15 protein-coding genes are annotated in these 13,431 nt (G+C 63.1%); 10 read left to right on the top strand and 5 right to left on the bottom strand.

The features are described 5' to 3' along the window. Positions 1-59: 59 nt before the first annotated feature. From SB765_RS06735 to SB765_RS06715, 5 genes are all read left to right on the top strand, one after another. Positions 60-845: a MetQ/NlpA family ABC transporter substrate-binding protein gene (locus SB765_RS06735; protein ID WP_016502129.1), complete on the top strand. Its 786-nt coding sequence runs from the start codon at positions 60-62 to the stop codon at positions 843-845. A gap of 212 nt (positions 846-1,057) precedes the next feature. Next, complete coding sequence (locus SB765_RS06730; protein WP_063423255.1) at positions 1,058-1,723, top strand: amino acid ABC transporter permease; 666 nt, start codon at positions 1,058-1,060, stop codon at positions 1,721-1,723. Next, positions 1,704-2,363, top strand: a complete 660-nt coding sequence (locus SB765_RS06725; RefSeq protein ID WP_410931107.1) for an amino acid ABC transporter permease — start codon at positions 1,704-1,706, stop codon at positions 2,361-2,363. Before SB765_RS06730 ends, SB765_RS06725 begins: the two co-directional genes overlap by 20 nt. Next, positions 2,360-3,133: an amino acid ABC transporter ATP-binding protein gene (locus tag SB765_RS06720; protein ID WP_340622995.1), complete on the top strand. Its 774-nt coding sequence runs from the start codon at positions 2,360-2,362 to the stop codon at positions 3,131-3,133. The genes SB765_RS06725 and SB765_RS06720 overlap by 4 nt, the downstream gene beginning before the upstream one ends. Then, complete coding sequence (locus SB765_RS06715; RefSeq protein WP_410931106.1) at positions 3,130-4,002, top strand: transporter substrate-binding domain-containing protein; 873 nt, start codon at positions 3,130-3,132, stop codon at positions 4,000-4,002. Before SB765_RS06720 ends, SB765_RS06715 begins: the two co-directional genes overlap by 4 nt. Positions 4,003-4,121: 119 nt before the next feature. Here the strand turns inward: SB765_RS06715 and SB765_RS06710 are convergent, their stop codons facing one another. Next, the gene (locus SB765_RS06710; protein WP_410931105.1) at positions 4,122-6,485 is read right to left on the bottom strand and encodes a penicillin acylase family protein; all 2,364 of its coding nucleotides are present in this window, start codon (positions 6,483-6,485) and stop codon (positions 4,122-4,124) included. Between the two features lie 86 nt (positions 6,486-6,571). Here SB765_RS06710 and SB765_RS06705 point away from each other — a divergent pair, with 86 nt between their 5' ends. Next, positions 6,572-7,138, top strand: a complete 567-nt coding sequence (locus SB765_RS06705) for a sugar O-acetyltransferase (protein WP_410931104.1) — start codon at positions 6,572-6,574, stop codon at positions 7,136-7,138. Here the strand turns inward: SB765_RS06705 and SB765_RS06700 are convergent. Continuing rightward, positions 7,117-7,686, bottom strand: coding sequence for a DUF6436 domain-containing protein (locus SB765_RS06700; protein ID WP_410910987.1), 570 nt, complete (start codon positions 7,684-7,686; stop codon positions 7,117-7,119). The genes SB765_RS06705 and SB765_RS06700 overlap by 22 nt on opposite strands. Before the next feature lie 144 nt (positions 7,687-7,830). Here SB765_RS06700 and SB765_RS06695 point away from each other — a divergent pair, with 144 nt between their 5' ends. Further along, complete coding sequence (locus SB765_RS06695; RefSeq protein ID WP_410931103.1) at positions 7,831-8,757, top strand: alpha/beta hydrolase; 927 nt, start codon at positions 7,831-7,833, stop codon at positions 8,755-8,757. Here the strand turns inward: SB765_RS06695 and SB765_RS06690 are convergent, their stop codons facing one another. Then, entirely contained in the window at positions 8,758-9,510 is a 753-nt protein-coding gene (locus SB765_RS06690) for a DUF2059 domain-containing protein (RefSeq protein ID WP_016502120.1), read from the bottom strand. It lies immediately after the preceding gene. Positions 9,511-9,620: 110 nt separating this feature from the next. On the opposite strand from SB765_RS06690, the gene SB765_RS06685 reads away from it, so the two are divergent. Beyond that, positions 9,621-10,256: a 2OG-Fe(II) oxygenase gene (locus tag SB765_RS06685; protein ID WP_080889153.1), complete on the top strand. Its 636-nt coding sequence runs from the start codon at positions 9,621-9,623 to the stop codon at positions 10,254-10,256. Further along, complete coding sequence (locus SB765_RS06680; RefSeq protein ID WP_016502118.1) at positions 10,243-10,734, top strand: DUF523 domain-containing protein; 492 nt, start codon at positions 10,243-10,245, stop codon at positions 10,732-10,734. The genes SB765_RS06685 and SB765_RS06680 overlap by 14 nt, the downstream gene beginning before the upstream one ends. A gap of 105 nt (positions 10,735-10,839) precedes the next feature. Here SB765_RS06680 and SB765_RS06675 read toward each other — a convergent pair whose 3' ends face one another. After that, on the bottom strand, positions 10,840-11,328 hold the full coding sequence (locus tag SB765_RS06675; RefSeq protein WP_341797050.1) for a transporter substrate-binding domain-containing protein: 489 nt from the start codon (positions 11,326-11,328) through the stop codon (positions 10,840-10,842). A gap of 223 nt (positions 11,329-11,551) precedes the next feature. Between SB765_RS06675 and SB765_RS06670 the strand changes: the two genes are divergently transcribed. Then, positions 11,552-12,028: a DUF4399 domain-containing protein gene (locus SB765_RS06670; protein WP_197864823.1), complete on the top strand. Its 477-nt coding sequence runs from the start codon at positions 11,552-11,554 to the stop codon at positions 12,026-12,028. A gap of 47 nt (positions 12,029-12,075) precedes the next feature. Here the strand turns inward: SB765_RS06670 and serA are convergent, their stop codons facing one another. Next, complete coding sequence (gene serA / locus SB765_RS06665; protein WP_016489694.1) at positions 12,076-13,305, bottom strand: phosphoglycerate dehydrogenase; 1,230 nt, start codon at positions 13,303-13,305, stop codon at positions 12,076-12,078. Positions 13,306-13,431 lie beyond the last annotated feature (126 nt).

The following is a 13,431-nucleotide window of genomic DNA, read 5'->3' as shown; positions in this document are numbered from 1 at the left end:
AACCGGTTGGGCAACCGATTCGCCATCGCCGATGGCCCAGATTCAGAACAAGGACCACCATGAAGAAGACCCTGCTGACCACCGCCCTGGCCGCTGCCCTGTCGTTCTCCGGCCTGGCCGCCGCTGCCGAGAAACTGGTGGTTGCCGCTACCCCGGTACCGCACGCCGAAATCCTTGAGCTGATCAAACCGACCTTGGCCAAAGAGGGCGTGGACCTGCAGATCAAGGTCTTTACCGACTACGTGCAGCCGAACGTGCAGGTGGACCAGAAGCGTCTGGACGCCAACTACTTCCAGACCCTGCCGTACCTGAAGAGCTTCAACGAAGGTAAAGGCACCCACCTGGAAACGGTCATTGGCGTACACGTCGAACCCTTCGGTGGCTACTCGAAGAAGATCAAGAACCTGTCCGAGCTGAAGGAAGGCGCTACCGTTGCCATCCCTAACGAAGGCAGCAACAGCGGCCGCGCCCTGATCCTGCTGCAGAAGGCTGGCCTGATCACCCTGAAAGACCCGAAGAATGCCCTGGCCACCCCCAAGGACATCGCCGAGAACCCGAAAAAGCTGAAGTTCCGCGAGCTTGAGTCGGCCATGCTGCCGCGTGTGCTGGACCAGGTCGACCTGGACATGATCAACACCAACTACGCCCTGGAAGCCGGCCTGAACCCGGCCAAGGATGCGCTGGTGATCGAAGGTGCCGACTCGCCGTACGTGAACTTCCTGGTTGCCCGCCCGGACAACAAGGACAGCGAAGCCATCCAGAAACTGGCCAAGGCCCTGACCAGCCCGGAGGTGAAGGAATTCATCGCCAAGAAGTATCAGGGCGCTGTGCTGCCGGCGTTCTGATTCGGTTCCAGATTGTTGCATGACTAACGCCGACACCCTTGTGTCGGCGTTTTTGATTCTGTTTCAGGGGCTGCAAAGCAGCCCCAGGATGTATGCCCCGGTGAAAAATGCTTGGTGATATGCATATGCAATAAAGATATTTATTAAAAAGTTTTTAGATCATTACAGTCTAGCAATCGTGCCCCCGCGCACCCCGCAGACTTGCTTTACCCATGACCCTCGACACCGCATTCATCCTCAGCACGCTACCCGCCTTCCTCAAGGCCGTGGGCGTGACCTTGCAGGTAGGCCTGATCGCCATCGCCACCTCGCTACTGGTAGCCCTGGTCAATGCCACCCTGCTGGTACTACGCACCCCCTACCTGTGGCGTCTGGTCAAAGCCTACGTGGAGCTGGCCCGCAACACGCCGCTGCTGATCCAGTTGTTCTTCGTCTACTTCGCACTGCCGAGCCTGGGCCTGAAGATTTCCGGTTTTTCCGCTGCGATCATCACCATGACCTTCATGGGCGGTGCCTACCTCACCGAAGTGTTGCGGGCAGGCATCGAGGCCGTGCCCCGTGCCCAGCTTGAGTCCGGGCGTTCCATCGGCCTTTCCGAGGGGCAACTGCTGCGCCATGTGGTGCTGCCCCAGGCCGGTATCCTCAGCCTGCCGGCACTGTTCGCCAATTTCATCTTCCTGCTCAAGGAAACCACTGTGGTGTCGGCGGTGGCCGTGCCGGAAATCCTCTACACCACCAAGAACTACATCGCGCTGTACTACAAGACCTACGAAATGCTCACCGTGCTGACCCTGCTCTGCGTGCTGCTGTTCCTGCCGCTGTCGTTGCTGCTGCGCTATGTGGAAAGGAGGCTGCAACATGGCCAGTTCGGCATCTGAACTGTTGCTGCAAGCGTTGCCGCAGCTGGCCGGCGGCGCCGCGCAGACCTTGGCCATCTCGGCGCTGGGCATCGTGTTCGCGACACTGGGTGGCGTGCTGTACGGCGTGCTGGCAACCTTGGGCAACCGTGCCCTGAACATCGTCTTGCAGGTGTACCTGGAGCTGTTCCGCGCCATCCCGGTGCTGGTCTGGCTGTACCTGGTGTTCTTCGGCCTGCCGATCTTCTTTGCCCTGAGCATCCCCAGCTTCTGGTGCGCCGTGCTGGTACTGGCCCTCTGGGGCGCCAGCGAGGTGGGCGAGGTGGTGCGCGGTGCACTGGCTTCGCTGCCGCGTGGCCAGCGCGAGGCCGGGCTGTCGATCGGCCTGGCCGGCTGGCAGCTGTATGGCTACGTGTTGCTGCCGCAGGCACTCAAGCGCATGACCCCACCGACTATCAACATCTACACGCGTATCATCAAGACCAGCTCGCTGGCGGTGCTGATCGGCGTGGTCGAGGTGATCAAGGCCGGCCAGCAGATCATCGAACGCACCTACGAATCGGTGCTGATCTATGGCGCCTTGTTCCTGTTCTTCTTCATCGTCTGTTATCCGCTGTCCGCCGCTTCACGCGTGCTGGAACGCCGTTGGGCACACTCATGAGCGCATTGATCGAATTCCAGGGTTTCAACAAGTTTTTTGGCGAGCAACAGGTGCTCAAGGACGTCGACCTCAAGGTGGCGGCCGGCGAAGTGGTGGTCATCCTCGGCCCCAGCGGTTGCGGCAAAAGCACGCTGCTGCGCTGCCTCAACGGCCTGGAGCAAGCCCATGGCGGCCACCTGCGCCTGGCCGGGCAAGAGCTGCTTGACCCGCGCACCGACTGGCGCGACGTTCGCCAGCGGGTTGGCATGGTGTTCCAGAGCTACCACCTGTTCGGCCACATGAGCGTGATCGACAACCTGCTGCTCGGCCCGCTCAAGGTGCAAAAACGCGAACGAGCCGAAGCGCAGGCCCAGGCCGAGGCGCTGCTGGCGCGGGTCGGCCTGCTGGACAAACGCGACGCCTTCCCCCGGCAATTGTCCGGCGGCCAGCAACAGCGCATCGCCATCGTGCGCTCGCTGTGCATGAACCCCGAGGTGATGCTGTTCGACGAGGTTACCGCCGCACTCGACCCGGAAATGGTCAAGGAAGTGCTGCAGGTGATCCAGGGCCTGGCCCGCGACGGCATGACCTTGCTCATCGTTACCCACGAAATGGCCTTCGCTCGCGCGGTGGCCGACCGCATCGTGTTCATGGAGGCCGGCAGGATCCTTGAACAGGGCGACCCCGAGAGCTTCTTCACCCGACCGCAGACCGCACGCGCGCAGCAGTTCCTGGAGAAATTCTCCTTCGTAGAAAGCCTGCCAAAGACACTGCACAAGGAACTGTCATGAAAACTGCCAACCTCACCAAACTGCTGGCGCCGTTGTTTGGCCTGGCCCTGCTGGCCGGCTGCAACAAGGCCGAAGAACCGCCCAAGCCGGCAGCGGCATCGCCAGCCACCAGCTACCTGGAAACCATCAAGGCCCGTGACAAGCTGATTGTCGGGGTGTTCACCGACAAGCCACCGTTCGGCTTCGTCGATGAAAAAGGCCGCTATGTGGGCTTTGACACCGACATTGGCCGGCGTCTGGCCAAGGACCTGCTGGGTGATGAAAACAAGGTCGAGTTCGTGGCCGTGGAACCGGCCAGCCGTATTCCGTTCCTGCAGAGCGACAAGGTCGACCTGATCCTCGCCAACATGACCGTGACCCCGGAGCGCAAGGAAGCGGTGGACTTCACCAACCCCAACCTGCGCGTGGCCGTGCAGGCCATCGTGGCGGATGGCAGCCCGGTACAGAAGCTCGACGACCTGGCCGACAAGACCATCATCGTCACCACCGGCACCACGGCAGATATCTGGCTGACCAAAAATCACCCTGACTGGAAACTGCTCAAGTTCGAAAAGAACAGCGAGTCGCTGCAGGCCCTGGCCACCGGCCGTGGCGATGCCTATGCCCAGGACAACCTGATCCTGTTCAGCTGGGCCAAGCAGAACCCGGGCTACCGCGTGCTGCCGCAGCTGCTGGGTGAAGAAGCACCGATTGCGCCGGCGGTGAAGAAGGGCAACACCGAGCTGCGTGACTGGGTGAATGCCGAGCTGGCCAAGCTGGGGGAAGAAAAGTTTCTGCTGAAGCTGTATGACCAGTATGTGCGCAAGGAACTGAGCGATGACACCAAGCCGGAAAGCGTGATCGTCGAAGGCGGCAAGTGGCAGGGCTGACCGTGTGATTGGGGCCGCTTTGCGGCCCATTCGCAGCACAAGGCTGCTCCTACAGGATTGCGCGGTCTTGTGTAGGAGCAGCCTTGTGCTGCGAATGGGCTGCAAAGCAGCCCCATCGATCACCCACCCGGTACCAGCCTCAGGGTACTTTGCGCCGGAATCACCCCCATCTGCGCCCGCTGATACTCCCCCTGCACATACCCCTCGGCCTGGTCCGCATAATACTTGTCGAACGGCACGCCACTCTGGCCGACCGGGTTGATGGTCAGTGCCTGCCCGGCATCGGCAAAGTCGATCAGCCGCCGGGTCGACGGCCCATAGGTGACCGGCCACGGCGCCGGGCCGATCTTCGCCGAGAGGTTGTTCGGCACTTCGTGGGTACCGGGTGCGGCGAACGGCCCGACGTTGAACAGCAGGTTCAGCGGCTTTTTCACCCCCAGCGGGTGGTTGTGCGTCAGGGTATGCGCCTTGCCCCATTGCCAGCTGGCCGGGTCACTGCCCAGGGTGTCGCGCAGATGCTTCAAACTGCTCTGCCAAGCCGTGCGCACGACTGCGGTACGGTCGGTGCGCAGGTTGCCTCCGCGGGTGTTCCACCAGGGTGAATCGGCATCCGCCGCCAGGCGCGGCAAGGCGGCATCGATGGCGCGGGTGCTGATCAGTACCGGGAACCACGTGTCACCCAGTTCGTCATGCAGGGCAGCAAATGCCAGTTCGTAGAGGAACTGGTTGAACAGCGTGGCGCTGGTCGAGTCCAGCGGGTAGTCGCCGCGCCAGGCAGCCAGTTGCTCGACCAGTTCCTTTTCTTCGTCACCTTCGGCCACCGCGCGCAGCGTGGCCAGCAGCGGGGCTAGGGTGCGCGGGCCATGGTCGCTGGCGGTGTCCAGCTGCAGTGCCTGGCTGTTCTGCGTGTCCCATTTCACCTCAGGGTTGGCCAGCTGGCGGTCGAGCTGGCGGCCACGGTCGGGCAGGTTGTAGTAACCCGGTATCGGCACCGCTGCCGGCGGTTGGTAGTTGGCAGAGACGATGTAGCCGCGCGCCGGGTTTTCCTGTTGTGGGTTGGCGTTGAAGGGATAGAACCCGAGCTTGTCGGCCTGCGCGCTGGCACCGTCGAGGATGAACGCCGGGTCGACGCCGTCTGGGCGGATTGGCAGCTTTGCCGCGGCCCACCAGCCGATATCGCCACGGGCATTGGCCCAGACAAAGTTCAGCCCCGGCGCGTGAACCTTGGCAGCGGCTTCGCGCATCTTGCCCAGCGTATCGGCTCGGTTGAGCTGGTAAAAGCCTTCGAGGATCGGATTTTCGGTTTCCAGAAATGCCCACCACATGGCGATTGGCGTGGGCCCGGCCGTGGCGCCCAGCACGTCGTTGACGATCGGGCCATGGGGCGAGCGGCGCAGGCTGAGAGTGACCGGCGCTTCGCCTTTCACCGCAATCTGCTGTTCGGTCTTTTCCAGCGTCTGCCATTTGCCGTCGACCATGACCTGGTTGGCGTCGGCCGGGTTGGTGCGCTCGGCTATCAGGTCGACGTCGTCGTTCTGGAACATGGTCAGGCTCCAGCCGAAGTCGCGGTTATGGCCCAGCAAGGCGAACGGGTTGAGCGCCTGGAAGTAGCCATACAGGTTGAAGCCGGGCGCCGACAGTTCGGCCTCGTACCACACCGCCGGCACCGCGAAGCCGATATGCGGGTCGCCGGCCAGCAGCGGCTTGCCGCTGCGGGTATGGCTGCCGGCCACCGCCCAGGCGTTACTGCCTTCGAACTGCGGGATACCGGCGTCGCCCAGTGCTTCATGGCTGAGCCGGGCGAGGGCCTCCAGGCTTTGCCAATCGGCAGCAGCCAGTGGTGTGCCCAAGGCGCCTTCGGGCTGCCAGCCGAGGTCGAAGATGTTCAGGTATTCAGGCCCTAGCTGGTCGCGGATGTAGGTCAGTGCGGGCTCGGTGCGAAACGCCGCCGCGAAGCTGTAGGCCAGGTAACCGGCGATGCTCAGGGTGTCTTCGGCGGTGAACGGGCGCGGGGTGATGCCGAGCAGGTCGAACTCCATGGGCTTGGCATGGCTGGCCTGCCAGCTGTTGATCCCGTCGAGGTAGGCTTGCAGGGCCTGCCAGGCAGCGGATTGCGGGTCCTGACGCTTGGCCATCAGTGCGGCCTGATCGCGAATGCGCAGGCTGCGGAACAGGGTGTCGGTGGGCAGCAGCTTGTCGCCCAGCACCTCGGCCAGTTCACCACGGGCCAGCCGGCGCAGGATCTCCATCTGGAACAGCCGGTCCTGGGCATGCACATAGCCCAGGGCGCGATACAGGTCTGGTTCGCTCTGCGCCTGCAGGTGCGGCACGCCGCGGCGGTCGTAGCGCACGCTGACCGGCGCTTGCAGGCCGGCCATGGCCACCTCGCCCTCGCGTTGTGGCAGTTTGCCCTGCACGTACCAGTAACCGGCGCCAGCGGCCACGGCCACAACCACGGCCAACAGGGTCAGGCTGCGCTTCATGCAGACTCCTTGTGCGTTCAAGCGGAAAATGTGGTCCGATCATCGGCGGATTCGCGAACAGAGCATAGCCCCAGGAAGGAGTTTCCATGTCCCTCAGCGAAAAACAGAAAATGCTCGCCGGCCAGCTCTACCACGCTGGCTGCCCCGAGCTACAGGCCGAGCAAATCGTCAACAAGCACTGGATGCACCGTTACAACAGCAGCGTAGAACTGCTCAACGATGCCCGTCACGGGCTGTTGGCCGAACACTTCAATGAAGTTGGCGAAGGCGCGGTGATCCGCCCGCCGTTCTATTGCGACTACGGCTACAACATCAGCGTCGGTCGCAATACCTTCATGAACTTCAACTGCGTGATCCTTGACGTGGTACAGGTGCATATCGGCGACGATTGCCAGATTGGCCCCAACGTGCAGATCTACACCGCCGATCATCCGCTCGACCCCGAGGTGCGACGCAGCGGGCTGGAGAGTGGGCGGCCGGTGACCATTGGCAACAACGTGTGGATTGGCGGTGCGGCGATCATCCTGCCGGGGGTGACCATTGGCGACAACGCCGTGGTGGGCGCCGGCAGTGTGGTGACGCGGGATGTGCCGGCGGGTGCGACGGTAGTGGGTAACCCGGCGCGGGTGCGTCAGCCCGCCCAAGGGCAGTAGCAGCCCACTGCCAGGGTATTGGAGGCGCTGACCTGGCGACCGTCGAGCAAGGCCTTGAGGATTGGCTCGATGAAGCTGTTGCTGGCGTTGCACACGGCGCCTTCGCTGTACGGGCCAAAGTAGGCCAGGCGGCCTTGCCGGTCCCAGATGGCCACGGCCGGGGAGGCCGGCAGGTCTTCGCTGCCCGGCAGGTTGGCGATGGGTTTGAGGGCGGCGAGGTTGGCGGGCAGTTGGCCGTGGCTGCCGGGCTTTTGCAGCACGTGGAAGGTAACGCCGTGGCCTGCGAACTGGTTTACCAGGTCGCCCAGGTGTTGCTGGTTTCCGACATTGCACGGGCACGCCGGGTCCCAGAAATGCACCACCCGGACCGGGCCGGGGCCGGCCAGCTCGGCAGGCAGTTGCAGCTGCCTGCCGTCGAACAGCGTGGCCTGGTTGTCGAACGGGCGTAGGTAGCGGGCCTGGAAGGTGGTATAGGCCTGCCAGGCCAGAGCGGTGCAGAGTGGCAGGGCAAGGGCAATCAAGATTGGTTTGACGAGTCGCGTCTGCATGGATGTCTGCGGATATGTTGTGGTGGGTTCACTGGCCCTATCGCCGGCAAGCCAGCTCAGGTGACACATACCCCAAGCTTGCCATGGCGCCTGCCAGAGCTGAAGATTCCAGATCAATACATTGCATCAACGTGGATGTGCTCGATGCCCGCTGCTTTTCACCCCGACCACCTGCGCCACAGCCTTTTGCCGTTAACTGCTCGCCAGCCGTTGTCGGTCGAGGCACAGGACTACCAGCGCTTCTATGGGCTGAACCTGTCGGTACACAGCTGGCTGGGCGGTTTCCAGGCGGCGGGCTTCGACCTGGTCGGGCAGGCCTGGTTGCCTGACCAGCCAACCGCGACGCTGTTCCTGCTGCACGGCTACTACGACCACATGGGCCTCTACCGGCATGTGATCGAGTGGGCACTCAAGCAGGGTTTCGCCGTAATCAGCTGCGACCTGCCCGGCCACGGCCTGTCCAGCGGCGAGCGGGCCAGCATCAGCGATTTCGCCGTGTACCAGGAGGTGCTGGAGGCGCTGTTCGAACAGGTGCGCACGCTGCAACTGCCGCGCCCGTGGCACCTGTGCGGGCAGAGCACGGGCGGCGCCATCGCGGTGGATCACTTGCTGCACCAAGGCGCGCGCAGCCCCATCGATGGCCAGGTCATCCTGTTGGCACCGCTGGTGCGGCCGTGTTCCTGGCGTTGGTCGAAGTTCAGCTACCGGGTGCTGCGGCATTTCGTCAACGGCATCGAACGGCGCTTCAGCGAGAACACCAACGACCCGGCCTTCCTGCCGTTTCTGGAGGCCGACCCGCTGCAACCCCGTCGCCTGCCAACTGCCTGGGTGGGCGCACTGATCGCCTGGGTCAAACGCATCGAGGCCGCGCCCCGCAGCTCGCGGCGGCCGTTGATCGTGCAGGGGGAGGCCGATGGCACGGTGGATTGGCCCTACAACCTTGAAGTACTCAAGGCCAAGTTTGCCGAGCCGCAGATCCTGATGCTGCCCCAAGCCCGCCACCACCTGGCCAACGAGCTACCGGGCATCCGCCAGCGCTACTTCGACTTCATCGACCAGCGCCTGGGCTGATCACTTCAGGTCGTTGGTGCTCTGGCCAACTGCCAGGCCGGCACGCACAGCGGCCAGGGCCGCCTGGTAGTAGGCCTTGCCGTCGGGCGACTCGGCGAAGGTGGCGAACTCTTCCAGCTCGGCATCGGACAGGTCGCGGTAGACGTACAGCAGCGTGTTGTTGAGGTCTTCGCCAATCTGCCCCATCAACCGCTGGCGCTGGCCGTCGAGCAGGCCCTGGGCCTGGCCGCCGCCGAACAGGCCGGGGATCATCGAACTGAGGCTATCGGCTGCCACGCCGGCGATGGCCAGGCTCACTTCGGCACCGGCTTCACGCGCCGGCAGGGCCTGGGCCAGGTGGCCAATGACCAGCAGGCGGTCGTCGCTGGCCTGGATCTTCGGCAGCCCCTTGGCGTTCTTGGCCAGCTCATCCTTGCGGGTGGCCTTGAGCTCCGCCGCCACCACCTTGCGCCCCAGCGGTGACTGGAAGAACGCCAGGGCCGGGGCCGGGTTGGCCAGGGTGGCGCGCAGCTTTGCCTGGGCACGACGGTCCACCGCCTGGGCCTGGAAGCGCTGGTTGCTGTTGTTGACCAGCGCCTGGTACACGGCGGGTGGCAAACTGTTGCGGTAGCGTTCCTGGGCGGCGCTCAGGGCATCGTTGAAGTGGGCACGCTGGTCGGGCCAGCCGGCGGCCTTGTACAGTTGATCCAGGTTGTCTGCCCAGACAGGCATGGTGCAGATCATCAGCAGAATCAGGGAAAACAGACGGCGCATTCAGGACTCCTGTCGGCAGGTGGCTATTGTCCTTGGCCCGGCGCCGGTTTGTCGAGTTATCCGCGTGTTTCTCGGCCAAGTGGCGCTGTGCGCCGGCATGGCTAATGGATATGATGCGCGCCATGCACATCTCCCCTGAACACCCGATGCTTGCGGCCGTCGTCGACGATCTGGCCACCCATGGCTGGTCCCGGCAGGCACTCTTTCTGCCTGGCGAACTGGTGCGCGCGCTGGCGGCCGAATGCCGGCGGCGTGATGCCGAAGGCGAGCTCAACCCTGCGGGAGTTGGGCGCGGTGTTACCCAGGAGGTGCGCGAAGCCATTCGCGGCGACCAGATCCAGTGGATCGATCCGGGGCAAGCCGAGGCCTGCGACCAGTATCTGTCGGCCATGGACCAACTGCGCCTGGCCATCAACCAGGGCCTGTTCCTGGGCCTGGAAGACTTCGAATGCCATTTTGCCCTGTACCCACCGGGGGCGTTTTATCGCCGGCACCTGGACCGCTTTCGCGACGATGACCGGCGCATGGTCTCGGCCGTGCTGTACCTGAATGAAGGCTGGCAGCCGCAGGACGGTGGCCAGTTGCGCATGTTCCTGGCAGACGACGTGGCGCTCGACGTCGAGCCTGTGGCGGGTTGCCTGGTGGTGTTTCTGTCGGGTGAAGTGCCCCACGAAGTGCTGCCGGCCGGCCGTGAACGGCTGTCGTTGACGGGTTGGTTCAGGCGACGTGGCAATGACCCGTTCTGATTTGCCCAAGGTGCTGGTCAGCGCCTGCCTGCTGGGGCAGCCGGTGCGCTATGACGGCCGGGCCAGCGGGCACCCGGACCTGTTGCAGCAATGGCAGGCCGAAGGGCGCGTGGTGCCGTTGTGCCCCGAGGTGGCCGGTGGCTTGCCCACCCCGCGCCCGCCAGCGGAGATACCGGGCGGGCAGGGCGGCGAGGTGCTTGATGGCACGGCACAGGTGCTGACGGTGACGGGCGAAGATGTCAGTGCCGAATTTCTGGCCGGGGCGCAGCTGGCGCTGGAGCTGGTGCGTCGGCATGGCATCCGTGTGGCGGTACTGAAGTCTGGCAGCCCCTCGTGTGGTAACCGGCTGACCTACGACGGCACGTTCAGTGGGGTGAAGGTGGCGGGGGAAGGGGTGACCACGGCGCTGTTGCGGCGGGCTGGGGTGCAGGTGTTCAGCGAGCTGGAGCTGGAACAGGCGCAGCGGGCTTTGGGGTAAACCTGTACCGACCTCTTCGCAGCACAAGGCTGCTCCTACAGGGATCGCGTACCCTTGCAGGAGCAGCCTTGTGCGGCGAAGAGGCCGGTACAGGCAATACAAATCTTATTGCCCGGCTGCAGTCTCCTGCACACCCTTGAACCACTTCTGCTCAAGCTCGGCCGTGCGGCCACTGTCTTTCAAGCGTTGCAGCGCATTGTTCACCGCACTTTCGAACGCCGGGTTGCCTTTCTGGAACGGGATCACCAGTTTCTTCTCGGCAAATGGCAGGCTCACATCAAGCGGGCCGTCGCCCTTGGGCGCCTCACTCGATGGCGTGAGTGCAATGTCGTACTTGCCACTCTCGACACCTGTCAGTACTTCATCAGCCGGGGCTTCTACGAACTCGGCGCGCAAGTCCAGTTCCCTGGCCAGTTCCTGGCCAAATTCGATGTCGAAACCCGTCAGGTGGTCGTCTTGTTTGAACGCGTACGGCGACTTGTCAGCCTGTACGGCAATGCGCAGTTCGCCCCGGTCGGCGATTTCGTCGATCAGCTCCGCCTGGGCCAATGGACTGATCAGTACTGCCAGCAGTACCCCTATGGTCGAACGCATGATTGCCCCTTTTCTTTTAGCAGATGAATAACTTTCGCCACGGCTTTCTTCCTCGCCGTGATCGAGCGCAGCCTATGACCTTGAAGCCTCGGCATTGTTTAACCCTGACCGAAATATTTCTGTCAGGCAATGTGAACACCTTGGCGATTATTTCAACTAAGGTGAACTACCGTCGCCGCCGGATGAAGGGCGGCGGTCAATAAGTGAATCACAGGAGAAGTGAATGAACAGCCTATTTTCGCGCGCTGCCGTTGCCGGTCTGCTGATGGGAGCGTCGGTTTTCGCCGTTGCTGCGGACGCCCTCAAGAGCCAGGAGCCGCCCAAGGATGCCAAGGTCTTCATCGTTTCCCCCGCCGATGGTGCCACGGTCGACAAGACCTTCACCGTCAAGTTCGGCATCGAGGGTATGGCACTCAAGCCAGCGGGTGACCAGACTCCGCACAGCGGCCATCACCACCTGCTGGTGGACGTGGATAAAGAACCCGTCGCCGATATGCCGCTGCCGACCAGCCTGATGCCAGAGGCCGGCACCGCACTGCCGGCGGGCCCGCAAGTGCTGCACTTCGGCAAGGCGCAGACCGAAACCAGCATCACCCTTACGCCGGGCAAGCACACTCTGCAACTGATTCTGGGTGACCAGTATCACGTGCCGTTCAAGCCAAGCGTAGAGTCGAAGAAGATCACTGTTGACGTGAAATAAAAAAAGGGAGGCCACCATGGCCTCCCTTTTTCATGCTGCAAGCAAACTTAGAACAGGACGCGGGAACGGATGGTGCCCTTGACCTGTTGCAGCTTCTCTTGCGCCAGGTCCGAGTACTCGGCGTCGACGTCGATCACCACGTAACCGACCTTCTCGTTGGTCTGCAGGAACTGACCAGAGATGTTGATGCCGTTCTCGGCGAAGACTTTGTTGATCTCGCTGAGCACGCCTGGGATGTTTTCGTGGATGTGCAGCAGGCGGTGCTTGCCTGGGTGGGCCGGCAGGGCTACTTCCGGGAAGTTGACCGAGGACACCGAGGTCCCGTTGTCGCTGTACTTGACCAGCTTCTCGGCCACTTCCAGGCCGATGTTGGCCTGGGCTTCGGCAGTAGAACCACCGATGTGCGGGGTCAGGATCACGTTGTCCAGGCCGCGCAGCGGGCTCTCGAACTCTTCGTCGTTGGAGCGTGGCTCGACCGGGAACACGTCGATGGCGGCGCCGATCAGGTGCTTGTCCTTGATGGCGGCGGCCAGGTGGTCCAGCTCGACCACGGTGCCACGGGCGGCGTTGATCAGGATCGCGCCCTTCTTCATCGCGCGGATTTCCTTCTCGCCGATCATCCACTGGGTGGATGGCAGCTCAGGCACGTGCAGCGAGACGATGTCGGCCAGGCCCAGCAGCTCGTTCAGGCTGGTGACCTGCACGGCGTTGCCCAGTGGCAGCTTGGTCAGCGGGTCGTAGAAGTACACCTGCATGCCGAGGTTCTCGGCCAGGACCGACAGCTGGGTGCCGATCGAGCCGTAGCCGACGATGCCCAGTTTTTTACCGCGGATTTCGAACGAGTTGGCCGCGCTCTTGATCCAGCCGCCACGGTGGCAGGAGGCGTTCTTCTCAGGGATGCCGCGCAGCAGCAGGATGGCCTCGGCCAGCACCAGCTCGGCTACCGAACGGGTGTTGGAGTATGGCGCGTTGAACACGGCGATACCGCGCTCGCGGGCAGCTTCCAGGTCGACCTGGTTGGTGCCGATGCAGAAGCAGCCAACGGCTACCAGTTTCTTGGCGCAGTCGAAGATCTCTTCGGTGAGCTGGGTGCGCGAACGGATGCCGATGAAGTGGGCATCAGCGATCTTTTCCTTCAGCTCGGCTTCCGGCAACGAACCAGTGAGGTATTCGATGTTGGTGTAGCCGGCGGCCTTGAGGGTATCGACCGCGTTCTGGTGCACACCTTCAAGAAGAAGGAACCGGATCTTGCTCTTGTCGAGAGAAGTCTTGCTCATCTGCGTAAACCTGTATCCCGGAGAAAAAATGGCGAGGGGTGATGCCAGGCGCGAGGGCAGCCTTAGCATGAACAGCGGGAGGGCTATGCTAGCATACGCGACACAATCTGAGCTTATCCCGACAGG

It is taken from the genome of Pseudomonas sp. SIMBA_067, assembly GCF_046534675.1.
GTDB classification, from domain to species: domain Bacteria; phylum Pseudomonadota; class Gammaproteobacteria; order Pseudomonadales; family Pseudomonadaceae; genus Aquipseudomonas; species Aquipseudomonas putida.
This window is presented reverse-complemented; position numbering and strand designations above follow the sequence as displayed.